Below are 21,686 nucleotides of genomic sequence, written 5' to 3' on the forward strand. Positions count from 1 at the left end.
GGCCGAACGTCCCGCCCTGCCGGGACCTCCGGCTCCCAGCCGTCCTCACCCCCGCACGACGGCTCGCGCGCCGCCGGGCTGAGCGGTCCGCAGGGTCCGCGGAGCGGGGATCAGCGCGGCGGAACTCGCGGCCGAGGGCGGGCGCAGGTGGTCCAGGGCCGAGCGGAGCCGGGCGCGGACGGCCGCGTCGGTGATGCGGCCTTCGGCGTCGAAGTGCCCGAAGGCGGGGGAGATGGCGAGGTCGGCGCCCTGGACGTGCGCGCCCGCGGCGGCGAGGGCCCGCTGCAACCGGGTCTGGGTCCACATCGCCTCGTGGTGGCGCAGGCAGGAGGTCACCACCAGGGCCGGCTTGCCCAGCAGCACCGTGCCGCCGTGCTGGGAGGCGATCCAGTCGAGCGCGTGCGTCAGCTGTGGGGGCAGGACGCTGTGCGCGGGGGCGGTGATCAGTAAGCCGTCCGCCCGGGCGAGCTGGTCGCACAGGCGCGAGAGCGGGGACGGCAGCGGGCCTTCCTCGACCGGCGGCACCCGCTCCAGGCCGTCCCACACCGCGAGCTCCGCCCGAGCGGGGAGCTCCCGGCCCGCCGCCTCCAGCAACCTGCTGACGTAGGCGTTGGACAGGACGCTTCCCGCGATGCCGACGATTCTCATGCTCTCCCATCTCTGCCGCGTCCCCGCGACGCTCCAAGGGAGGGCGGGCCGCAGGCATGGCCACCGCCCCTGGACCGCCCCCCGCTGTCCACCGGATGCCGCTGCCCCAGGAATCGCGGGACGAACATCGGCGGGGGGCTTTGAGTCCTCTTCGGATCTCCGGCGGGCCCGGAAAGGCGGCGGCCGCACCACGACCCCCGCGACAAGATTTCCTACGGCATGTGGTCGACTGCCTATAGGGGGATTTGGCATGGGTCCGGGGCACCAATGGCCGGTGAAACGCCGTCTGACGCTGTACGCCGGCGTGGTGGCGGCGGTGCTGTGCGCCCTGCTGGCCGCCGTGATCCTGGTAGCCGTGCACATGACCACCACGGCCTACCTGACCAAGGAGATCATGGGCACTGCGGGGCGGGTGGGCACCGAGGTGGACCGCGGCAACATCCTGGACCCGATCCCGCACGGCCTCATCTACGACATCCAGGTGATCGACCCGATGGGCAAGGTCGTGGCGGCGTCCAAGGAGATGGAGGACAAGCCGCCGATGGCGGACCTGCACCTGCGGGAGGGCCGGAGCGGGGTCACCACGACGGTGTGCGACGGCCCGGCCTTCGCACGCGATCAGTGCTCCATCGTGGTCGGGCAGCAGGTGTTCCTCGCGGGGCGGGTCTGGACGATCTACACCGCCGCCCCGGTGGTCCCTCCGCTGACCCACCCGCTGGTGGCCGCCTCCGTGATCGGCGGCGCGCTGCTGCTGACCGCGGGGATCGCCTACGGCACCCACCGCGCGGTGTCGGCGTCGCTGTCCTCGGTGGAGGCCATCCGGACGGAGCTGGACGAGATCAACGCCGACTGCCCGGGACGGCGGGTGCCGACCCCGGACAGTGAGGACGAGCTGCGCGACCTGGCCGAGAGCGTCAACCTCACGCTGGGGCGGTTGCAGTCGGCGATGGAGCAGCAGCGCCGCCTGGCCTCCGACGCCTCCCACGACCTGCGCACGCCGATCGCCGCCATACGCGCCGAGGTCGAGGACGCCCTGATGGACACCGATGACCACGACTGGCAGGCGACCAGCCGGGCCGTCCTCAGCGGGCTCGACCGGCTCCAGGCGATCGTGAGCGACCTGCTGACGCTGGCCCGCCTGGACGCCGGCACCCCCGGCGCCAGCGACCGGGTCGACCTGGCGGAGCTGGTGATGAGCGAGATGGGGAGCCGGCACATGTCCAAGCGGCTGGAGCTGGTGCTGGGCGAGGGAGCGGAGGTGGTGGCCGACCGGGTGCGGCTCGCCCGGCTGGTGACCAACCTGGTGGACAACGCCGCGCGGCACGCCGAGACCACGGTCACGGTGAAGGTGCACCGGGGCCCCAGGCCCGGCGGCCCCGGCCACGCCTTCGGCACCGCGGTGCTGGAGGTACTGGACGACGGGGGCGGCATCGCGCCCGACAAGCGCGAAGTGGTCTTCCAGCGCTTCACCCGCCTGGACGCCGCGCGCAGCAGGGACACCGGCGGCACCGGTCTCGGGCTTCCCATCGCCCGGCAGATCGCCGAGATGGCCGGGGGCACGCTGACCATCGAGGACAGCGCGCGCGGCGCGCGGTTCGTCCTGTGCCTGCCCCGGGCGCCCTCGCCGGGCGAGGAGCGCCCGCCGCCGACGCCCGCCCCGGTGACCGGCACGCAGGATCAGGCCGGCCCGCTCGCGGAGGGGTCGCCGCCGGCCGGGTAGGGGGTCACGCCGCCGAGCTCGCCGGGCAGGCGGGCGAGCGAGGCGCGGACGGAGCGCTCGGCCGCCGCGAGGTCGTCGCCGGCGCCGACCATCAGGCCGGTGAGCTGGGCCTCGAACACCACGTCCGCATTGCAGGGGTCGATGAGGTACTGGCCCAGCTCCAGCGTGACCAGCCCATGGACGGCGGTCCACAGCAGATGGGCCGCCAGCTCGGCGTCGCCGGCGCGGAAGCGGCCCGCCTCGATGCACCGGGTGGCGCAGCCGACCACCGTGCCCAGGGTGTAGCGGCCGTGCTGGCGGTCCTCGTCGGTGAGCGAGAACCCGGCCGGCCGCGCGCCGCCGAACATGACGGCGTACAGGTGAGGGTTGGTCACGGCGTTGCGCCGGTAGGCGCGGCCGAGCAGCGCCATGTCCGCCACGGGGTCGTCAGTGGCTTTGACGTGCGAGAAGTAGGCCTCCAGCCGGGCGAACCCCTCGAGCACCATCTCGCGGACCAGGCCGCTCATGCCGCCGAAGTTGGTGTAGACGGTCATCGTCGAGCTGCCCGCCTCCGCGGCGACGCGGCGGGCCGACAGCGCCTGGGGGCCCTCGCCGGCGAGCAGGCCGGCGGCGATGTCGACGAGGGCGGTGCGCGTCTGGGGGTCGGTTCGGCGTGGACTCATCTTGACAGTATGGCATAACGGCGTTATTTTTTTCATAACGCTGTTATGCCAGCCGTCTTCCCGGAGGTTCCGATATGACCGTCGCCGAGCACAGCGCCGCCGTCGCGGCGTCCGGTCGCGGGCCGCACGACGCGTCGCTGACCGTCGACGGGGCCCTTCCCTCCGGCCTGGAGGGCGCCCTGGTGTGCACCTCCGCCCACCCGGCGGGCGGCGCCGCCCCCGCCTCCCGCTCGCCGCTGGTGTACGGCGTGCGACTGTCCGGCGGCGGCGCCCGCCGGCTGACCCTCCCCTCCCCCGTCCGGGGGGCCGGTACCGCCGTCCCCGGCGCGGGGGCCCCCGCTCCGGGGGCGCAGGTCGCCGCCCCGGTCCGCGACCACGCCGGCGGCGCGTGGCACACCGTGGCCGTGCGCCCCGGGTCCGACATCGCCGAGCACCTGGTCCTCGGGCCGGAGGGCGGCGTGCGCGACGTGCGGCCGTTCGCGCTCCCCGGCGCGCCGCTCGTGCACGCCGTGGCGGTCACCGAGCGGTTCGTCGTGGTGTTCGACCTTCCGGTCACCCACCACCGCGCCGCCGCGATGATGGGCTCCGGCTCGCCCTACCGCTGGCGGCCGGGCCGCCCGGCCCGCATCGGCCTGCTGCGGCGGGACGCCTGGGACCCCTCCGGGCCGATCTGGTTCCCGATCGACCCTTGCTACGTGTTCGAGGCCGTGAACGCCTACGACGACCGAGGGCGGGGAGTGGTGGTGGACGTCGTCCGTCACGAGCGCGCCTTCGACACCCCCTGGTGGGACCGCGACCGCGACGCCGGGCCCGCGTCGGTGCACCGCTGGACGCTGGACCTCGCCACCGGCACGGCCTCAGGGCGTACGTTGATCGCCTCGGCGGCGGAGGCGTCGGCCGACCCGCGGCGCGCCGGGCTGCGGCACCAGCTGGTGTTCGCCCGCGCGGCGGGCGGGCAGGCGGTCATCGGGCTGGACCTGGCGGCCGGCGCCACCCAGGTGCGCGAGCTCGGCCCGGGCCGGCGCGCCGGGCGGCCGGTCTTCGTGCCGCGTCCCGGCGCCCTGGAAGGGGACGGCTGGGTCATGGTGCTCGCCCGCGACCTGGCCCGCCGCCGCGGCGAGCTGCTGGTGCTCGACGCCCACAACCTGACCGGCCCTCCCCAGGCGGTGGTCCACCTGCCGGACGCCCCGCCCGACGCCGGCCACATAGCCTGGGCCGGCGAAGGGCGCTGACCGGCCACGCCGGACGCGCGCCCGGCGCCCAGACCGAGGATCCCCCCCTTCGGCAAGGCGCACCGCGGCATTCCAGCGGCCGCCCGGCGAGCGGCCATCACCGACAACTAGAGTCATATTGACAAATTAAACTTTCGGTGGCATCGTGATGCTCCGAGCGGCCGCCATCGCCTGACGACCCGCTCGCTCACCGACACACCAGACGGCGCGCCCGTGGGCGCCGAGGACGAGGAGCTCCCGATGCCGCACGAGTTCGAGCTGCGCAAGCAGGTGACGCTGCAGGCGACCCCCGAGCAGGTGTGGGAGGCGATCGCCACCGGCCCCGGCGCCGACTCCTGGTTCATGGGACGCAACGAGATCGAGCCGCGTGTCGGCGGATACGCCCGGCAGTACTTCGGCGACTTCCCGCCCTCGGAGGCCACCGTCACCGCGTGGGAGCCGGCCCAGCGCTTCGCCGTCCGCAGCCCCGAGAGCCCCGAAGGGCTCTTCATGGCCTTCGAGTACCTCATCGAGGGGCGCGGGCAGGGCACCACCGTCCTGCGCCTGGTGCAGAGCGGCGTCCTCGGCGACGACTGGGAGAGCGAGTACGACGCCCTCCAGCGCGGCTGGGACCTGTACCTGCACAGCCTCGGCCAGTACCTCGCCCACTTCCCCGGCCGCACGGCCACGGTCGTCTTCGGGGCGCGCCCGTCCGCGGGCGGCGCCGAACCCGCATGGGAGATCCTCGAGCGCGGCCTCGGGCTGGCCGGCCCGGTCTCCGCGGGCGACCGCGTGCGGCTGACTCCCGAGGGGCTGCCGCCGGTCGAAGGGGTCGCCGACTACGCCGCCCCCGGCTTCCTCGGCGTGCGCACCGGCGACGCGCTCTACCGCTTCATCCTCGGCATGCACGACACGCTCGTCATCGGCCACCACCTGTTCGCGCCGGCGGACGCCGAAGAGAGCGAGCACGCCTGGCAGGCCTGGCTCGGCAAGCTGGCCTGAACGCCGGCCCGAACGCCTGGGCTCCGCCGGCAGGCGAGGGCCGCCCGGCGCGCGACGCGGCCGGGCGGGGCGGAGCCCGGCCGCCGGGCGGGACGTGACCGCCACGTCCCGTCCGGCGGACTCCACGCCCCGGCGCCGGCCGTCCCCCCGGCCGGGTGCGAGACCGGCTGACGGCGGGCGCTCAGGCGAACGCCCGGGCCAGCCAGGACTTCCACGCCTGCTCGGTCGCCCCGGCGTCGGCGCCCTCGGTGAAGCCGTGCTGCTCCACCACGACCGTGTCGCGGTAGCCGTGCATGAACGTGTAGAGCGCGTCGCCGGTGCAGACGCTGGGGATGCTCGGGTACTCGGTGCTCTCGACCACCCCGTCCGCGGGCGGCAGCCCCGGCACCGTCAGGCGCACCGGCGTGCCCGCGGCGACCTCGCCCGCCACGCCCAGCGCGCTCTTGAACGCCGCCCACACCTGCTCGTGCCCGGACACCTGCGGACCGGGGACCAGCAGGGTGAAGGTCGCGGTGCGCCCGGGGAAGTGCTTGAGATAGGCGGCGAGCTTGCGCATGTACATGCCGTCGCCCTTCTTCAGCGCGTCGTACTGGGCCTCCCAGTCGTCGCCGAGGAAGCCGCTGTGCACCAGCCGCAGCACGGTGCTGCCCCGCTCGCGGCCCTCGATGAGGTAGTCGAAGGCCATGAACGTGCCGTCGGGGTTCTGCTCGCTCTGGTAGGTGAACCGCTTGCCGGGCTCCCACGCGGTGACCGTGGCGTTCGTGGTGTGCCCCATCAGGCTGTGGCGCACGGTGTTGCCCACGCCCGGCTCGACCTCGTTGCGCCCCATGAACCAGGAGTCGATGCCCGGCCCGGTGGCGATGGCCTCCCAGACCTCCTCGGGCGTCGCGTCGAGCGCGATCTCCTCGCGCACCTCGAATTCGTGCCGCATGCCGCTCACTGCTCCTTGGTCGCGTCCTTGGTCGCGGTCGGGGTGGCGCCGGTCTCGCCGGGGTCGCCTGTCTCGCCGGGGTCACGGGTGATGCTCGGGTGGACGGCCACGATGACGCGGTGGTCGCGCCCGCCCGCGGCCCCCTCGTCGTGGTACTTGCCCACCAGCGTGGTGACCGCCTCGGCCAGTTCGCGGGCGAACGCGGCGCGGTCGGCGGCCGAGGCGAAGCGGATCTCGCCGTCGATGGCGAAGGTGGCGACCTTCTGGCGCGCCTTGGCCGCCCCGGTGATCAGCTGCCCGACATCGCGCACCAGCCGGGAGGCCACCGCCAGCAGCCACCGCGCCGACAGCTGGTCGGGCGCGCGGGAGGGATCGGGCTGCACCGCGGCGAGCGCGACCGGCGAGATGACGTAGGAGGCGGCGGTGGCGCGCATCACGCGCTCGGTCACGTTGCCCTTGCGCCGCTCTTCGACCAGCTCGACCAGCCCGTACCGCTCAAGGGTCTTGAGGTGGTAGTTCACCTTCTGCCGCGGCAGGCCGACCTTGGCCGCCAGCATGGTGGCCGACCCGGGGACGGCCAGCTCGGCCAGCAGACGGACCCGCACCGGATCGAGCGAGACCTCGGCCGCCGCCGGATCCTCGATGACCGCCACATCCAACATGCCGCAACACTCCCAGCGACCATATTCGCCCGTCAAGGCGGCCCCGCCCCGTCCCGGAGCGGCGTGCCGTCCCCATGGGACCGTCCCCAGAAGCGTAGTCCCGCCCCCGCCGCGAAGGCCCGCCGGGACGAGCCCGCGACGCCATGATCACCTCGCGCCGGCCGGCGCGGGGGGCTCTGCTAGGTTCTTGCCGTGGACCGGGGCATCGTCAGGCGCGCCCGCGTGGCCATCGCCGTGACGTTCGCGGTGCACGGCGCGGTGTCCGGTGGTTTCGCCACCCGCATCCCCTGGTTGCAGGAGCGTCTGGGCGCCGGTCCCGGAGAGCTCGGGCTCGCCCTTCTCGCCCCGGCCGTCGGCTCGCTGGTCACGATGCCCATGGTGGGGCGGTTCGCCCACCGCGTCGGGGTCCGGCCCGCCACCCGCCTGCTGATCGCCCTGTGGTGCGTCATGCTCGCCCTGCCGGCGCTCGCGCCGGGTCTGGCCGTGCTGTGGGTCACCCTGCTGGTGTACGGCGCGGTCGCGGGCATGTGCGACGTGGTGATGAACGCGCAGGGCATCGAGGTCGAGCAGCGGCTGGGCCGTTCGATCATGCCCGGCCTGCACGGGATGTGGAGCGTCGGCGGGCTCGCGGGCGGCGCGGTGGGGGTGGCGGCGGCGCACGCCGGAGTGGACGCCCGCGTCCACCTCGCCGCGATGGCCGCGGTGCTGCTGATCGTGAGCGCGGCGGCCGGGCCATGGCTGCTGGACGTGCGCGCCCCGGCGGGTCAGGACGCTCCGGCGCGGTTCGTGCTGCCGTCCCGGCCCCTGCTCGTGCTGGGGGCGGTCGGCTTCTGCGCGGTCTTCGGAGAGGCCGCGGCCCAGGACTGGTGCGCGGTCTACCTTCGGCAGGTCACCGGCACCTCCCCCGGCGTCGCGGCGTTCGCCTACACCGGGTTCGCCTTCACCATGGCCGCGGGGCGACTGGGCGGGGACCTGGTGGTACGCCGCGTCGGCCCCGTCATCTCGGTGCGCCTCAGCGGGCTGCTCGCCACGGCGGGCGGGGTGCTGGTCGTGGCGGCGCGCACCCCGCCGCCCGCCATCGCCGGGTTCATGCTGATCGGGCTCGGGGTGGCCGTGGTGGTGCCGCTGGTGTTCGCGGCGGCCGGCAACGCCGGGCGCACGCCCAGCGAAGGCGTCGCCGGGGTCGCCACGATCAGCTACAGCTCGGGCTTCGTCGCGCCGAGCATGATCGGCGGGGTGGCGGCCGTCACCAGCCTGCCGATCTCCTTCGTCCTGGTGACCGTGGCGATGGCCGCGGTGCTCCTGGGCGCCGGCTCGCTGGCTCGGCGCCCGCCCGCCGAGAACACCGACCGCGCCGCCGCCTGAGCGGATCCGCGCGCCGGGCGCCACCGGCGGGGGCGCCACCGGCGGGGGCGGGACGCGGTGGGGCGGTCAGCCGGCGGGGTGCTCCTCGATGGCGACGCGGTCGGGATAGAAGGCGAGGTGGCCCTCGATCCCGGCGACGGCCGGGTAGGGGGTCTCGTAGGTCCAGATGGCGTTGATGCCCTTCTCACCGCCTTCGGCGAGGCTGTAGTAGGAGGCGTCGCCCTTGTAGGGACAGTAGGTGGCGTGGTCGGTGCGCTCGAGCCGCCCCATGTCGACGTCTTCGCGCGGGATGTACTGCACCGGCGGGTAGTCCGCCTCGCGCAGGGTCAGGGCGTCACGGGTGTCGGCCAGCACGCGCCCGCCCGCCGACACCACGACGCGGCCGGGAGTGCGCTCGACGGTGATGGGGTGGTCGGGGCCTGGTGTCAGCACCGGCTTGTCGGCCATGGTCGTCTCTTCTCCGTTGAGCCGTGCCGGCGACCGGCCGTCGGGCCGCTCGGGGAAGCCGGGCGCGAAGGGCGGTGACCGGCCCCGTCTCCGGTCGTCCGTCCCATTCTCACCGCTCCGGCCGACACCGTGTACCACCGGCCGTCCCCGCCGGGGACCGGTGCGCCGTGCCGGCGCCGCCAGGCCGGAGCCGGGCGGCAGCGGCCGGATCCGCCGGTTCCGCCAGATCGTCCGGCGCCGGGCCGCACGGCGGGCTCAGGAGCCGCCAACGGAACCGGGCCGGACGGGCGGACCAGGCGTCGCCGCGGCGAAGGTGGACAGGAACTCGTGGAGCGCGCGGCCGAACTCGGCGGGCGCCTCCAGGTTCGGCATGTGCGCGGCGCCCTCGATCACCGCCAGCGTCGAGCGCGGGATGCGGCGGTGCATGAACTCGGCGTCGGCGACCGGGGTGAACTCGTCGTGGCGTCCCACCACGACCAGCGCGGGCACCGCGACGGCGGCGAGCGTGGCGCTGTAGTCGGGACGCTCGGCCCGGCCGCGCAGCGCCGCGGCCGCGCCCTCGGCGGGCGCGTCGCGCATCATCCGCAGCACGTGGGCGGCGACCTCGGGCTTCGTCGCGATCGTGGAAGGGGCCACCATCTTGGGCAGCACCTCCTCGGCGTAGGGGCGCATGCCTTCGGTGAGGAGGCGGTCGGCCATGGCGTTGCGCGTCCTCCTGCCCTCCTCGGTCTCCCCCTGGGCGAAGGTGTCGGCCAGGACGAGCCCGCGCACGCGGCCGGGGAACAGCCGGTGGAACTCCAGCACGATCTGGCCGCCCATGGACAGCCCGCCGATGACGGCCTCGTCCACCCCCAGGTGGTCCAGCAGGGCGGCGATGTCCCGGGCGAAGACCGCGAGCGGCGTGACGCCGGGGACGACGGTGCTGTCGCCGTAGCCGCGCAGGTCGGGGACGATGACCCGCCATGCCGGGCCGGCGAGGCCGGCGACCTGCGGCGCCCACATCGACCGGTCGAACGGGTGTCCGTGGACCAGCACCAGTGGCGCCCCTTCGCCCTCGTCGTCGTAGGCGATGGTGATCCCGTTGACCTCGGCCGTCGTCCCCACCGCTGCTCCCCTCCCACGGTGCCCGTGCCGTCCGGGCCTGGCCGCGATGCTAGGCGGGACACGGCGATCGGTGCAATAGGATGATTGCCCTCGGTGCAATGTTGACTTCGTATCGATAGGGGTCCGATGGAGGACTACCGGGTGATCGCCGACGCCGTGGCCGCCGACATCGCCGCCGGCCGGCTGCGGCCGGGCGACCGGCTGCCGCCCCAGCGGCTGTTCGCGCGGCGGCGCGGCATCGCCGCCTCCACCGCCGGCCGGGTGTACCAGGAGCTCGCCAAGCGAGGCCTCGTCGCCGGCGAGGTGGGCCGCGGGACGTTCGTGCGCGCCCCGGGACGCTCCCCCGGCAGCGCCCTGGTCGAGCCGGGCGGGTTACGCGTGGACCTGGAGCTCAACTATCCCGTGGTGCCCGGGCAGCCGGCCCTGCTGGCCGGGAGCCTGGGCGGCATGCTGCGCCCGGACGTGCTCGGCGCGGCGCTGCGCCCGATGCCCGCGCAGGGAACGGCCGCGGCCCGGGACGCGGCCGCCTGGTTGCTGGCGCGGGGCGGCTGGCGGCCCGACCCCGCCCGCGTGCTGTTCGCCGCCGGCGGGCGGCAGGCGATCGCCGCGGCGATCGCCGCGCTGGTGCCGCCGGGGGCGCGACTCGGCGTCGAGGCCCTCACCTACCCGATGGTCAAGACGATCGCCGCCCGGCTCGGCGTCACCCTGGTCCCGCTGGCCTGCGACGAGAAGGGGCTGGTCCCGGAGGCGCTGGCCGCCGCCCACCGCGGCACCCCGCTGCGCGCGGTGTACCTCCAGCCGACCCTGCACAACCCGTTGTCGTCGACCATGCCCGCCCACCGGCGCCAGGAACTGGCCGAGACGCTCGGCGACCTCGGACTGCACGCCATCGAGGACGCCGTCTGGGCGTTCCTGCACGCCGGCGACCAGCCTCCCCTCGCGGCGCTGGCCCCCGAGCGCACGATCCTGCTCGACAGCCTGTCCAAGCGGCTGGCCCCGGGGCTGACGGCCGGCTTCGCGGTCACCCCCGCCGGCCTGGCGGCGCCGATGGCCGCCGCCCTGCGGTCGGGGGCCTGGACGGCGACGGGCTTCGCGCTAGAGGCCGCCGCCCGCTGGACCGCCGACGGCACCGTTGACGCCGTCGTGCGGGCCAAGCGCGAGGACGCCGCGGCCCGCCAGCGCCTGGCCGCCGGCGCCCTCGCGGGGTTCGCCGTGCGCGCCGACCCCCACGGCTACTACTGCTGGTGGGAGCTGCCGCGGCCCTGGCACGCCGAGACCTTCGTCGCCGCCGCCGCGCGCCGGGGCATCGCGGTCACCCCGGCCGCGTCCTTCGCCGCGGGGCCGCACGGCGCGCCGCCCGCCGTCCGCATCGGTCTGGCCTCACCACCGCCGGAGGTACTGGCAGGGGCCCTGGAGGAACTGGCGGCCCTTGGGCGGAGCTCCCCCGAGGACGCCCTCACCGACTGAGCCGCCGGGGGCTTTACCGTCCTTTGACACGGGCTTCCCGGCTGGCTAGCGTGAACGATCGGCCACGGACGACAGCGGCTTCGAGCAGGCGTCCGCGTGCAGGGCGCCGGCGGTCCCGGCGCCCACCCGGTGGGCAGACCGCCCGAAAGGAACGCGATGTCCTCCGCTCCCCTCCACGCCGCCGAGGTGCACCACAGCCACAGGGACGTGACCGGCGGCTGGCTGCGGCCGGCGGTGTTCGGCGTCATGGACGGGCTGGTGTCCAACGCCTCGCTCATCGCCGGGGTCGTGGGCGGCGGCGCCGGGGCGCACACCGTCACGATCGCCGGCCTCGCGGGCCTGGTCTCCGGCGCCTTCTCCATGGCCACCGGCGAGTACACCTCCGTTCGTTCGCAGACCGAGATGACGCTCGCGGAGATCGACGTCGAGCGCCGGGAGATCGCCGGGAACCCCGAAGCCGAGGAGCGCGAGCTCGCGGCGCTGTACGAGTCCCGCGGACTCTCCCCTGACCTGGCCCGCGAGGTGGCCCGCCAGCTGCACCGGCACGACGAGGTCGCCTGGCGGGTGCACGCCCGCGAGGAGCTCGGCGTCGACCCCGATGACCTTCCCTCGCCGTGGAAGGCGGCCGGGTCCTCCTTCCTGGCCTTCGCGCTCGGCGCGCTGGTGCCGTTGCTGCCGTTCCTGTTCGGCGTCGGCTCGGTGGCCGTGGCGGTGGCGCTCACCGCGGTGGCGCTGTTCGCCACCGGAGCGCTGGTCGCGCGGCTCACCAGCCGCTCGCCGCTGTTCGGTGGCGCCAGGCAGCTCGCGCTCGGCGCGGCGGCGGCCGCGGTCACCTTCGGCGTCGGCCATCTCGTCGGCACGGTGGTGTCCTGAGCGGTGGCCGTGACCAGGCAGCCGCCGCTCGGGAAGGTGGCGCATGCCGGAATCGCGGGGACTCCGGGGTGGCCCCGGTAGCACTCTGGGGTGACTCGCACCCCCTATGACCGGCCAATCTTTCGTCATCACCCCCGATTCCCGTCTATTGTTTCGACGTGCCGATGAACGAAAACGACCCGCGAAGCGCCCTGCCGGCTCTCCGGCCCGACCGCTCGGTCCTCGTCCTCGCCCCTCCCGGGGATGAGCCCGGCCACTGGGTCGGGGCCCCGAGCTCCGTCCACAGCGATGGCGTCTTCTACCTCGCCTACCGCCTCCGGCGGCCGATCGGCGAGGGACGCGGCTACGCGGTCCGCGTCGCGCGCTCCCTGGACGGCGAGCGGTTCGAGCCGATCTACACCATCACCCGCGAGGAGGCCGACACCGAGTCCCTGGAGCGTCCCGCGCTGGTGCGCACGCCCGAGGGCCGGTGGCGGCTCTACATCAGCTGCGCCACCCACGGCACCAAGCACTGGCGCGTCGAGGTGATGGAGGCCGCCGACCCGTCGGCGTTCGACGCCGCCCAGCGCAAGGTCGTGCTGCCGGGCGACCCCAAGACCGCGGTCAAGGACCCGGTGATCCTCCACCGCGACGGCCAGTGGCACCTGTGGGCCTCCTGCCATCCCCTGTCGGACCCCGGTGAGGAGGACCAGATGGTCACCGACTACGCCACCAGCGCCGACGGCCTGGAGTGGACCTGGGAGGGCACGGCGCTCAGCGGCCGTCCGGGCTGCTGGGACGCGCGGGGCGCCCGCGTGACCTCGGTGCTGCACGCCGGCGGCACCGTCCTGGCCACCTACGACGGACGGGCCACTGCGGCGGAGAACTACGAGGAGCGCACGGGGCTGGCCATCGGCGCCTACTCCACGCTGGCCCCGGTGGGCACCGAGCCCATCGCGGAGTCCCCCTACGGCGGGCTGCGCTACCTGGACATCCTGCCGCTGCCCGACGGCCGGCGGCGCGTGTACTACGAGATCACCAGGGAAGACGGCTCGCACGAGCTGCGCACCGAGCTGCACTGACCTCATCGCACCGACCTCGCGGCGGGGCCGCACCGGCCCCGCACCGCCCGCGGGGCCCGCACGGCGGCCGGTCACGGCGTCAGGGGACGCACGCGCCGGCCGGTGGCGGCGTCCCGCCGCAGGCGCGGGCTCAGTGCACGCGCGGGCGTCCGTTGCGCGCCTGACCCTGGCCCGGGGGCCGGTCGCCCATCAGCCCGCCCGAGCGGTCACGGGGCCGCAGCCAGTCGCCGAACTCCTCCCCCGTGACCTCCTCCAGCAGCGCGATGTCGTCCCGGAACCCGGGGATGAGCGCCTGGCGCTGCTCCCAGCTCAACGGGCGGCGCGGACGGCCGCTGTCCTGCAGCGTCTTCTCCAGCGGCTCGGTCAGCCGGGCCGCCAGCGAGCCCGGCAGATGGCGTCCCAGGGTCGCGCCGGCGCGCATCAGCCGCGACAGCGCCCGGTGGCGCAGCGTCGGATCGGGATGGGCGGTCACGTTCTCGCGGGGCACCTCGGCGACCAGCCCTGGCTCGACGCCGAGGAACAGGCAGATGCGGTCGAGGGTCGCCGCCGGCTCGTCCACCAGGTCGCGGTAGCGGAACAGCAGGACGTTCTCCCGGGGGAACAGGCCGAACAGGTGCTCGAGCTGCTCGCCGTACCGGCCGAGCGCCACGTAGTGCCAGAACGCCGACCATCCGGCCGCGATGCGGCGCTCCTCCTCGGCGCAGGCGCGCACGACGTCGCCGACCGGCTCCAGGCCGGCCGACCACAGGTGGGTCCAGTTGGAGTGGGCGCGCTCGACGGGATCGCGCAGCACGACGATCAGCCGGGCCTCGGGGAGCAGCGCGTGGATGCGCCGCTGCGCCTGCCGGTCGTACAGGTAGAAGGGGGTGGACTCCCCCTTGAGCGCGCCCGGCGGGGCCGGGTCGAACAGCGCCTCGTAGTCCGTCCTGCGCCAGACGTGCTCTTTGAAGGTCTGGGCGTCTCCGGGCCCGCCCCGATCCGGCGGCGGCCCGTCGGTGAGGAAGAACTTGGGCTCTTTGACGGCGGACATGAAGATCTCCGGATGCCGCGCGAGCGCGGCGTGCAGAGCCGTGGTGCCCGACTTGGGGGCTCCGATCACCAGGAAGTCAGGTAGGGCCACGCGATCTCCTTGGTCAGATCACACCGTCGAGCATCATACCCCCTTTAAGACTAGGGAATAGGGATTTAAACGTCGCATGCCCGATACCTGCCCGATGATCTCCCGGACGGGCGGCCGATCTCCCTTGCGCGGGCTGGGGAAGGCGGTGACACGGCCCGCACGGGCGGAGGGCGACAGTCCAGGTCGAGGACGAAATGCTAGGTTGCGGCCCGGCCGGCGAGCGGCCCCAGGCCGCCACGCGCGGGCCCGGATCACGCCGCCCATGGGACGGCGCGAAAGCGGGTCAGTCCAGGCGGCGGCCCAGGTAGGCGGCCAGGCGGTCGGCAGGGGTCGCGCCGTCGGGCACCGGGCGCTCGGGGGCGAACGAGCCGCCGGGCGTGCGGGGCAGGCCGCCGTAGATCTCCCGCACCGACGGCATGAGCGCCTCGGCGACGTCGGGGACCAGGTCGGCCGGGCGGCCGATCGCCCTTGCCAGGTCCCAGCCGTGCACGGTCATCTCGATGAGGACCTGCTCCACCAGCCGCCAGCCCGGCGCGGGCCCGAACCGCTCGGCGAGCATGCCCGGCCGGCGGAAGGCGGCCATCGTGGCCTCGGCGGCGGCCCGGAAGGCGGCGACGTGGTCGCGGCCGAGGTGGTCGGCGGCGAAGTCGGAGCGGGGGGCGCCTTCGGCGAGGCCGGCCCACAGCAGGTTCTCCCAGACCAGGTGGTCCAGCAGCGCCCGCACGTCCCACCCCTCGCACGGAGTCGGGTCGGCCAGCCTCCCGGGCGGCACGGCGGCGACCAGCTCCCCCACCTCGGCCAGCACACGGGCGCAGTCGCCGACGATCCCCTCCGGACCGGCGTCGCCCACCGTCCCCGCGGCCGTTTCTGGGCGGTCGCCGGTGATGCCGGGCGCCGCGTCCTCACCACCGGACGCGGGGGCCCGCCCCTCTTGCCGGAGGAGGGCGGCGATACGGGCCTCACGGGCGCCGGGCTCGGGATTGGTGCGCAGCGCGGTCGTCAGCCACCGGCCCGCGGCCGCGATGCTCGGCCGCACCGGCAGGCCGTTGATGACGCACATCAGCTGCCAGTACCGCTCCAGGCGAGGGTCGGCGGCGTTCTCCAACTGGTCCAGCAGCACGCGGCGCGCCTCGGCGCCGTCCTGCTCCGGACCGCCGGGAACGCGGACCTGGGTGGGGAGCCAGGCGGCGACGACGGCGGCCACCACCGGCTCGGCCGCCGGCGAGTCGGCGGCCGAGCCCGCCTCCATGGCGGCGCTCACCTGCCCCACCCACAGATCGGTGACCCGCTCCACCTCCCGCAGGTCCCGCTCGTCGTGCTCGCGAAGCGCGTACCGCGCGGCGTACTCGGCCATGCGCCGCATGCCGGCGGCCAGCGCCGGGTCCTCCAGAAGCTCGCCCAGCTCCAGCCAGGCGTCGATCTGCTCTTGGGTGGGCTCGGGCGGCAGCTCGGGCAGGGCCGCGAGCAGCCCTTCACGATAGCCGGGGGCGTCGGCCTCCCCCACGGCGTCCGCCACGAACTCGCGGACGACGGCGTTGCGCTCGGCGGCGGACAGTCGTGCCAGCCTGGTCATGAGAGTGAGCCTTTCGGTGGCCGTTCTACCGGAGGTGATCGATCGCAGCACCGCCTGCTGCGACCTCAGCGTGCGGATCCGGACCTCCAGCGCGTCCGCGTGGACCGCCGCCACCTCGGTCAGATCGCGCTCGCGGGCGACGACGTCCCTGATCGCGGCCATGCCCAGCCCGAGATCGCGCAGCGCGCGCGCCAGTTCGAGCCGGGCGACCGCGTCGGGGGCATAGAGCCGGTACCGGGCCGCCGTGCGGTCCGCCGGCGGTACCACACCGATGTCGGACCAGTGGCGGATCAGCTTCACCGGCATCCCGGTGCGCTCCGCCAGCTCTCCGATGCTCAGCAACCTCTCGTCATCGCCACGCACTGGACCACCTTCGGGTCTCCCACAGTGGGAGAGTCAAGCCTCAGGCCGTGGTCGTCTCGCGGTGCCGGTTCAGCCGCTCGTGGTAGTCGGCGTCGCGCGGGCCGTGGGGGTCGGCGTGGACGGTCGCCGCGCGAAGGCGCGCCACCTGGTGGATGAGCCGGTGCTCGGCCTCGACGGCGACCGCATGCGACTCCACGAGCGACAGGTCGTGATCCACCTGGATCTCCACCTCGGCCCGCATCGTGTGACCGATCCACCGCAGCCGGACGGCGCCGACCCCGCGCACACCCGGGGTCTGCGACAGGACGCGTTCGGCCTGGTCGAGCAGGGCGGGATCGACGGCGTCCATGAGACGGTGGTAGATCTCCCGGGCCGCGTTCCGCAGCACCAGGGCGATCGCCAGGGTGATCAGCAGGCCGATGATCGGGTCGGCGATGGGGTAGCCGAGCGCCGCGCCGCCCGCGCCCAGCAGCACGGCCAGGGAGGTGAAGCCGTCGGTGCGCGCGTGCAGGCCGTCGGCGACCAGGGCGGCCGAGCCGATCTCGCGGCCCACCCGGATGCGGTAGCGGGCCACCCACTCGTTGCCCAGGAAGCCGACCAGCCCCGCGCCCGCGACCCAGCCGAGCTGGCGGACCTCCTGCGGGTCGAACAGGCGCTGGATCGCCTCGTATCCGGCCAGCACCGCCGAGGCGGCGATGATGACGACGATCACCAGGCCGGCGAGGTCCTCGGCCTTGCCGTAGCCGTAGGTGAACCTGCGGGTCGCCGCGCGCCGTCCGAGCCAGAACGCGATGCCGAGCGGGACGGCGGTCAGGGCGTCGGCGAAGTTGTGCAGGGTGTCGCCGAGCAGCGCCACCGAGCCGGAGAAGGCGACGATCACCGCCTGTACGACGGCCGTGGCCGCCAGGATCGCGAAGGACAGCCCGAGCACGCGGATGCCCCGGCTGCTGGACTCCAGCGCGGTGTCGGTCTTGTCGGCGCTGTCATGGCTGTGCGGAGTGACCAGATGAGCCCCGAAAGCCACCAGCCGCCCGAGGAGCCCCTGCCTTTCCCCGCCATGTCCATGCCCGTGCCCGTGCCCATGTCCGTGCCCATGCCCGGGCTCATCCTGCTCCGCGTTCCCGTGCTCCTCCGCGTGCCCGTGCTCCTGGCCGTGCTCATGGCCGTGTCCGTGCCCGTGGCCGTGCTCCTGGTCGGTCACGGGGGCAGGTGCCGGCTCCCCGGACCCCGCAAGGCCGTGCTGTTCTCCATCGCCATGGCCCTGCCCGCGTTCGCGTCCGTCCGCGGGCAGGTGCCGGTGTCCATGCTGGTGTTCGGGGTCATGCCGGTCGAGTCCGCCGGGGGATGAAGGGCCGGACTGCTGGTCAGACATGGCTGCCTCGCTTGCGGACGGGGATTCTTGCGTGGAGTATATGTAGTCATGTACGCACGCGACAACGAATCAGGTGCACATCCATTGCACCAGCAACCCACTTCCTCTCAGGTCGACACGGCCGTCGAGGCGTTTCGCATGCTCAGCGACGGCACACGCCTTCGGCTGATGTGGCTTCTGGTCTCCGGCGAGTACGACGTCTCCTCGCTGGCCGAGCTCATCGGCGTCGCGCGTCCCTCGGTCTCCCAGCACCTGGCCAAGCTGCGCCTGGCCGGGCTGGTCGACACGCGGCGGCACGGGCGTCGCGTCCTGTACCGCGCCCGCGACGCGCACGTCCGCGGGCTGATCTCCGAGGCCCTGTTCCACGCCGACCACGAGGTCTCGGGCATCCCCCGCCACGAGACCTGACGACGCCCGCCCGGCCCGCGGCACCCACGAACAGGCGGCGTCCGTAACCGGACCGGACGGCGCCCTGGTCGTCCCGAATCGGACGGCACCCTGGTCGTCTGGATCGGACGGCGCCCTGGTCGTCGGCGGAGCAACCGCCGTGCTCAGCCGAAGGCGCCGGCGAGCGCCTGGGCCTGGGCGTAGGAGGGCAGCCCGGCCGCCGTCACCTCCTCGTGGGCGGCCGCCCACGCCAGTTCCACCGCGTTGTGCAGCGCCGCCCGGAACAGCAGGGAACCGCAGCTCACCCGGCGGACCCCGAGCTCGCCCAGGCGCGCCACGGACGGGCCGCCCGGCGTGAACAGGATGTTGAGCGGAGCGTCCACCCCTGCCGCGAGCGCGGCGATGGAAGGCTCGTCACCCGCACCCGGGACGAAGACGCCGTCGGCCCCGGCGTCGCGGTACGCGCGCACCCGCTCCAGGGCCACCGCCAGAGGTCCCCGCCGCGCACCCTCCGGGTCACCGGACCAGTCGTGCTCGGTCGCCGCGAACCAGAAGACGTCGGTCCGCGCGTTGACGAACAACCCGGGGACGGCGTCCTTGATCGCCGCGATGAGGGCGCACTGGCGGTCCCGCCCGGCCAGGGTGCCGCCTGGGCGGCCGTCCTCGATGTTCAGCCCGGCCACGCCCGCCTCGGCCAGTTCGGCGGCCAGCGCGGCGACCTCACCCGGGTCCTCGCTGAACCCCCCTTCCACGTCCACGCTGATCAGCGCCGGTAGCCGGCCCAGGCTCGCCGCCAGACGCATGGTGTCCTCGCGGGTGACGCCGGCGGCATCGGGCTTGCCCGCGGCGGCCGCCACGCCCAGGCTGGTGGTGCCGAGCGCGGTGAACCCGCGGGCCACCAGCGCCGCCGCCGAGGCGTGGTCCCAGGCGTTGGGCAGGAACAGGGGTCGCTCCCCGTGGTGCAGGGCGCGGAACTCCTCGAAACGGTCGATCTTCGCGTTCAACGGACGTGACCTCCGATCACAGCGGGAACAGAACGCGCCGGAGGGGATCCCGCGCCCGCACGGGCGATCACGCACGGGCGGGAGCCGCCTCCGCGGCGGAGACGATCAGCCCTCACCGGACCCGCACCTCCAGCCGCAGCGGGACGCGTAGATTCGCGGAGGGTCCGTGGACCGTGCCGCCTCCGGCCCGCTCGCAGCGGGGCAGCAGCACCTCCAGCACGCCGCACGCCAGCGCGAGGCCGTGGTCGGATCCCGGGCACGACCGCGGACCGTGGCCGAAGGCGAGGTGTGCGGGCGTCCGCCGCGCGGGGTCGAAGCGGCCGGGATCGGGGAACACCCGCGGGTCGCGCTCGGCGGCGGCGAGGTCCAGGAGCACCACCGTGCCCGGTGGGACGCCGCGTCCCGCGATCTCGGCTCCGGCGGTGGCCACGCGCCGGGTGGAGCGCACCGGCGGGTCATGGCGCGCCGTCTCGGCGACGAGCCACTCGACCGGCCACCCACCCCGGCCTCCACCGCCCCCGGACTCCACCGACCGCTCCCCCACCCGGCTACCGGCCTGCGCCGCTACCGGCCCCTCTCCCGGTCCTCCGTCGCCCTTCGTCCCGACCGGCCGGTCAGCGGACCTGTCACCGGCTCCCCGCTCCCCTGGCGGCCGCTTGGGCACGGGCGGTGGAGGCAGGGCCGCGTCGAGGGTGTTGCCGATCAGGCCGGCGGTCGCGTCGCACGCCTGGACCAGCAGACCTATGCGCGCGGCGACCGCCTCGGAGTCGCCGGGGCCGAGCAGGGCGACCAGAGCGGACACCGCCGCGTCGGCTTCGCCGTTGTCCGCGGCGCCGCCCCCCGTACCCGGGTGGTAGGCCGCCGCGACCGCCGAGACGGCGCGGACGAAGTCCCCTACGCCGTCCGGACGCGCCGGATCGAGCCCGGCCACGCCGAGCGCACCGCCGAGCACGCCGATCGGGACCGTGCGCGCGATCGACGCCATGACGTCGAACGGCTCATCCCCGGCATCCTCGACCACGGCGGCCGTCCAGTCCCGGGCCGCCGCGCGCAGGACCGAGGGTTCCATGCGGCGCAGGTCGGCGGCGACCATGGCCCGCCGGCGCCGGTGCCGGGGTCCGTTGCTGAACCGTGCCACGCCGGCCCGCAGCCAGGCGACCGTCCCGGGGGCACCGTCGTGCGCCGGGGCGGGCGGGACGACGAAGCGCGGGTCGGCCAGCACGGCGCACACCTCGGCATGACCGCTGACCGTCACCTCGGCATGGCCGGTGACCGTCACCTCGGCATGGCCGGTGACCGTCACCTCGGCATGGCCGGTGACCGTCACCTCGGCATGGCCGCTGACCGTGACGGCCGAACCGTCCGCCGGCCGGCCGTGACCGGGCGCCGGGGGCACGGGCTTTCCACCCATGGCGACGGCCCGTCCGGGCGGGCCGTCCACCTGCGAGAACTCCATGCCCCGACGCTAGGGCCGCGTCGTTTCACCCGGCGTCGAAACGTCCCGCCGGGGCCGGAGGACGTAGGGCACCGGGCGCCGGCGTATCCCGCCGCCCATCGGGACCCGGACGAGTCGGACGGCGGGGCCGGGCCTCTAAGGCCAGGTGTAGTTGAGCTCGCGCTCGAACTCGACGTAGCCGGCGCGGCGGAAGGCCCTGGCCATGGGCACGTTGCCGAGGTCGGTGGAGGCGCGGACGCGCGGCACGCCCTCGGCGGCCAGGATGCGGGTGCCCTCGGCGAGCAGGTCGTCGATGTGGCCCTTCCCCCGGTGCGCCGAAAGCACCCCGATGTAGGCGATGATCGGGTTGTAGGAGTTGTGCGCCGGGATGACGAAGCCCACGGGCTCACCGCCGGGCGTCGTGGCGACGCGCCACCACTCGCGCGGGCTCTGGTAGCGCTCCAGCTCCTCCTCGTACTGCTGGACGGCCGCCTCCCGGGGGGTCATCCGGGTCAGCTCGTCCCGGCTGTGGGCGTCCAGCGTGCCCTCGAGCACCTCGGTCATCAGCTCCACGAGCTCCTCGCGGCCCGCCACCGGCCGGAACGCCAGGCGCCCGCTGGGCTCGGCGATGGGGGTTCCCGGCCGCCAGTTCAGCCGCAGCCGCTCCACGAACAGCCGGGCGCCGGTGAGCTCCAGCGCGGCGACCCTGGCCTCGACAACCCGGCTCGCCACCGGATCGTCACGCCAGCCCGGCGGGACGTACCGGATGTACTCCGGCGGGCGGGCGCCTTCGGGGAGCACGTGCTCCATGGCGGTGCGCAGCAGCCGCACGCCGTCGTCACCGCTGGTCGCGACGGCGCCGCGGCCCGTGCCGGCCGGTTGCGCGGTCGCGTCCGGGGCGGCGGTGTCCGCGGCCACGTCGAATATGTCGAGCAGGAAGGGAGCGGGGTCGCCGGGACGGCTCCACCAGGCGAGCCGGGCGGTCGGCCGGTCGCCCCGGAGGGCGACCCACATCCAGCCGGGCCGGCGCCTGCCGGTCCGCAGGTCGTCGGCCAGCTCGCGGTCGAGCATGTAGGGCAGGCGGGTGAAAAGGTCGAGTTCTTCCGGCCCGGTGATCGGGCGCATGGTCAGGTCTTGCGGTACAGCGGTCACAACACTCTCCTGTGGAGGCGCGCCCGCACGGTTTCCGATGGTCAGCGCCGGTGCGCGACCTCGGAGGACACGAGCGCGGTGATCTTGGTGGTCATCGCCTCTTCCCTCCTCTCGTCTCAACGGGCCC

The 21,686-nt window shown here is 74.7% G+C and carries 21 protein-coding genes; 9 read left to right on the forward strand and 12 right to left on the reverse strand.

The annotated features are described in order from the left end of the window. Nucleotides 1-45 precede the first annotated feature (45 nt). A complete protein-coding gene (locus ACWEN6_RS30740; RefSeq protein ID WP_452575097.1) occupies nucleotides 46-648 on the reverse strand; it encodes an NADPH-dependent FMN reductase in 603 nt (200 codons plus the stop codon). Between the two features lie 274 nt (nucleotides 649-922). Between ACWEN6_RS30740 and ACWEN6_RS30745 the strand changes: the two genes are divergently transcribed. Beyond that, a complete protein-coding gene (locus ACWEN6_RS30745) occupies nucleotides 923-2,368 on the forward strand; it encodes a sensor histidine kinase (protein WP_452575099.1) in 1,446 nt (481 codons plus the stop codon). On the opposite strand, the gene ACWEN6_RS30750 is transcribed toward ACWEN6_RS30745, so the two are convergent. Then, entirely contained in the window at nucleotides 2,326-3,030 is a 705-nt protein-coding gene (locus ACWEN6_RS30750; RefSeq protein WP_452575101.1) for a TetR/AcrR family transcriptional regulator, read from the reverse strand. The two genes, ACWEN6_RS30745 and ACWEN6_RS30750, sit on opposite strands and share 43 nt — an antisense overlap. 74 nt (nucleotides 3,031-3,104) lie before the next feature. On the opposite strand from ACWEN6_RS30750, the gene ACWEN6_RS30755 reads away from it, so the two are divergent. Together ACWEN6_RS30755 and ACWEN6_RS30760 are read left to right on the forward strand one after the other, a co-directional pair. Next, nucleotides 3,105-4,262, forward strand: coding sequence for a carotenoid oxygenase family protein (locus tag ACWEN6_RS30755; RefSeq protein WP_452575103.1), 1,158 nt, complete (start codon nucleotides 3,105-3,107; stop codon nucleotides 4,260-4,262). Nucleotides 4,263-4,502: 240 nt separating this feature from the next. Continuing rightward, nucleotides 4,503-5,243, forward strand: coding sequence for an SRPBCC family protein (locus tag ACWEN6_RS30760; RefSeq protein WP_452575105.1), 741 nt, complete (start codon nucleotides 4,503-4,505; stop codon nucleotides 5,241-5,243). A gap of 181 nt (nucleotides 5,244-5,424) precedes the next feature. On the opposite strand, the gene ACWEN6_RS30765 is transcribed toward ACWEN6_RS30760, so the two are convergent. Together ACWEN6_RS30765 and ACWEN6_RS30770 are read right to left on the reverse strand one after the other, a co-directional pair. Further along, entirely contained in the window at nucleotides 5,425-6,174 is a 750-nt protein-coding gene (locus ACWEN6_RS30765; RefSeq protein ID WP_452575106.1) for an SRPBCC family protein, read from the reverse strand. Between the two features lie 5 nt (nucleotides 6,175-6,179). Then, nucleotides 6,180-6,836: an ArsR/SmtB family transcription factor gene (locus ACWEN6_RS30770; RefSeq protein WP_452575108.1), complete on the reverse strand. Its 657-nt coding sequence runs from the start codon at nucleotides 6,834-6,836 to the stop codon at nucleotides 6,180-6,182. A 192-nt stretch (nucleotides 6,837-7,028) separates the two neighbouring features. Between ACWEN6_RS30770 and ACWEN6_RS30775 the strand changes: the two genes are divergently transcribed. After that, nucleotides 7,029-8,201, forward strand: a complete 1,173-nt coding sequence (locus ACWEN6_RS30775) for an MFS transporter (RefSeq protein WP_452575110.1) — start codon at nucleotides 7,029-7,031, stop codon at nucleotides 8,199-8,201. A 66-nt stretch (nucleotides 8,202-8,267) separates the two neighbouring features. Here ACWEN6_RS30775 and ACWEN6_RS30780 read toward each other — a convergent pair whose 3' ends face one another. Beyond that, nucleotides 8,268-8,648: a DUF427 domain-containing protein gene (locus ACWEN6_RS30780; RefSeq protein ID WP_452575112.1), complete on the reverse strand. Its 381-nt coding sequence runs from the start codon at nucleotides 8,646-8,648 to the stop codon at nucleotides 8,268-8,270. 255 nt (nucleotides 8,649-8,903) lie between these two features. Next, complete coding sequence (locus ACWEN6_RS30785; RefSeq protein WP_452575114.1) at nucleotides 8,904-9,752, reverse strand: alpha/beta fold hydrolase; 849 nt, start codon at nucleotides 9,750-9,752, stop codon at nucleotides 8,904-8,906. Between the two features lie 126 nt (nucleotides 9,753-9,878). Here ACWEN6_RS30785 and ACWEN6_RS30790 point away from each other — a divergent pair, with 126 nt between their 5' ends. From ACWEN6_RS30790 to ACWEN6_RS30800, 3 genes are all read left to right on the forward strand, one after another. Beyond that, on the forward strand, nucleotides 9,879-11,219 hold the full coding sequence (locus tag ACWEN6_RS30790; RefSeq protein WP_452575116.1) for an aminotransferase-like domain-containing protein: 1,341 nt from the start codon (nucleotides 9,879-9,881) through the stop codon (nucleotides 11,217-11,219). Nucleotides 11,220-11,375: 156 nt separating this feature from the next. Next, complete coding sequence (locus ACWEN6_RS30795) at nucleotides 11,376-12,092, forward strand: VIT1/CCC1 transporter family protein (RefSeq protein ID WP_452575118.1); 717 nt, start codon at nucleotides 11,376-11,378, stop codon at nucleotides 12,090-12,092. Between the two features lie 164 nt (nucleotides 12,093-12,256). Next, nucleotides 12,257-13,153: a hypothetical protein gene (locus ACWEN6_RS30800; RefSeq protein ID WP_452575204.1), complete on the forward strand. Its 897-nt coding sequence runs from the start codon at nucleotides 12,257-12,259 to the stop codon at nucleotides 13,151-13,153. Between the two features lie 130 nt (nucleotides 13,154-13,283). Here the strand turns inward: ACWEN6_RS30800 and ACWEN6_RS30805 are convergent, their stop codons facing one another. From ACWEN6_RS30805 to ACWEN6_RS30815, 3 genes are all read right to left on the reverse strand, one after another. After that, nucleotides 13,284-14,273, reverse strand: a complete 990-nt coding sequence (locus ACWEN6_RS30805) for a sulfotransferase family protein (protein ID WP_452575121.1) — start codon at nucleotides 14,271-14,273, stop codon at nucleotides 13,284-13,286. 283 nt (nucleotides 14,274-14,556) lie between these two features. Next, the gene (locus ACWEN6_RS30810; RefSeq protein ID WP_452575123.1) at nucleotides 14,557-16,209 is read right to left on the reverse strand and encodes a TIGR03086 family metal-binding protein; all 1,653 of its coding nucleotides are present in this window, start codon (nucleotides 16,207-16,209) and stop codon (nucleotides 14,557-14,559) included. Nucleotides 16,210-16,249: 40 nt separating this feature from the next. Then, on the reverse strand, nucleotides 16,250-17,233 hold the full coding sequence (locus tag ACWEN6_RS30815) for a cation diffusion facilitator family transporter (protein ID WP_452575125.1): 984 nt from the start codon (nucleotides 17,231-17,233) through the stop codon (nucleotides 16,250-16,252). Here ACWEN6_RS30815 and ACWEN6_RS30820 point away from each other — a divergent pair. Both ACWEN6_RS30820 and ACWEN6_RS30825 read left to right on the forward strand, forming a co-directional pair. Then, nucleotides 17,216-17,557 carry a hypothetical protein gene (locus ACWEN6_RS30820; protein WP_452575127.1) on the forward strand — a complete coding sequence of 114 codons (342 nt, stop codon included), beginning with the start codon at nucleotides 17,216-17,218 and terminating at the stop codon, nucleotides 17,555-17,557. The two genes, ACWEN6_RS30815 and ACWEN6_RS30820, sit on opposite strands and share 18 nt — an antisense overlap. Before the next feature lie 72 nt (nucleotides 17,558-17,629). Continuing rightward, a complete protein-coding gene (locus ACWEN6_RS30825; protein ID WP_452575129.1) occupies nucleotides 17,630-17,989 on the forward strand; it encodes an ArsR/SmtB family transcription factor in 360 nt (119 codons plus the stop codon). Nucleotides 17,990-18,132: 143 nt separating this feature from the next. Here the strand turns inward: ACWEN6_RS30825 and ACWEN6_RS30830 are convergent, their stop codons facing one another. From ACWEN6_RS30830 to ACWEN6_RS30840, 3 genes are all read right to left on the reverse strand, one after another. Continuing rightward, nucleotides 18,133-18,972 (reverse strand): isocitrate lyase/PEP mutase family protein, encoded by an 840-nt coding sequence (locus ACWEN6_RS30830; protein ID WP_452575131.1) that lies wholly within the window; start codon nucleotides 18,970-18,972, stop codon nucleotides 18,133-18,135. A gap of 112 nt (nucleotides 18,973-19,084) precedes the next feature. Further along, nucleotides 19,085-20,428, reverse strand: coding sequence for a cytochrome P450 (locus ACWEN6_RS30835; RefSeq protein ID WP_452575133.1), 1,344 nt, complete (start codon nucleotides 20,426-20,428; stop codon nucleotides 19,085-19,087). Nucleotides 20,429-20,563: 135 nt separating this feature from the next. After that, complete coding sequence (locus ACWEN6_RS30840; protein WP_452575135.1) at nucleotides 20,564-21,559, reverse strand: N-acetyltransferase family protein; 996 nt, start codon at nucleotides 21,557-21,559, stop codon at nucleotides 20,564-20,566. Nucleotides 21,560-21,686 lie beyond the last annotated feature (127 nt).

It is taken from the genome of Sphaerisporangium sp. NPDC004334 (assembly GCF_053602655.1).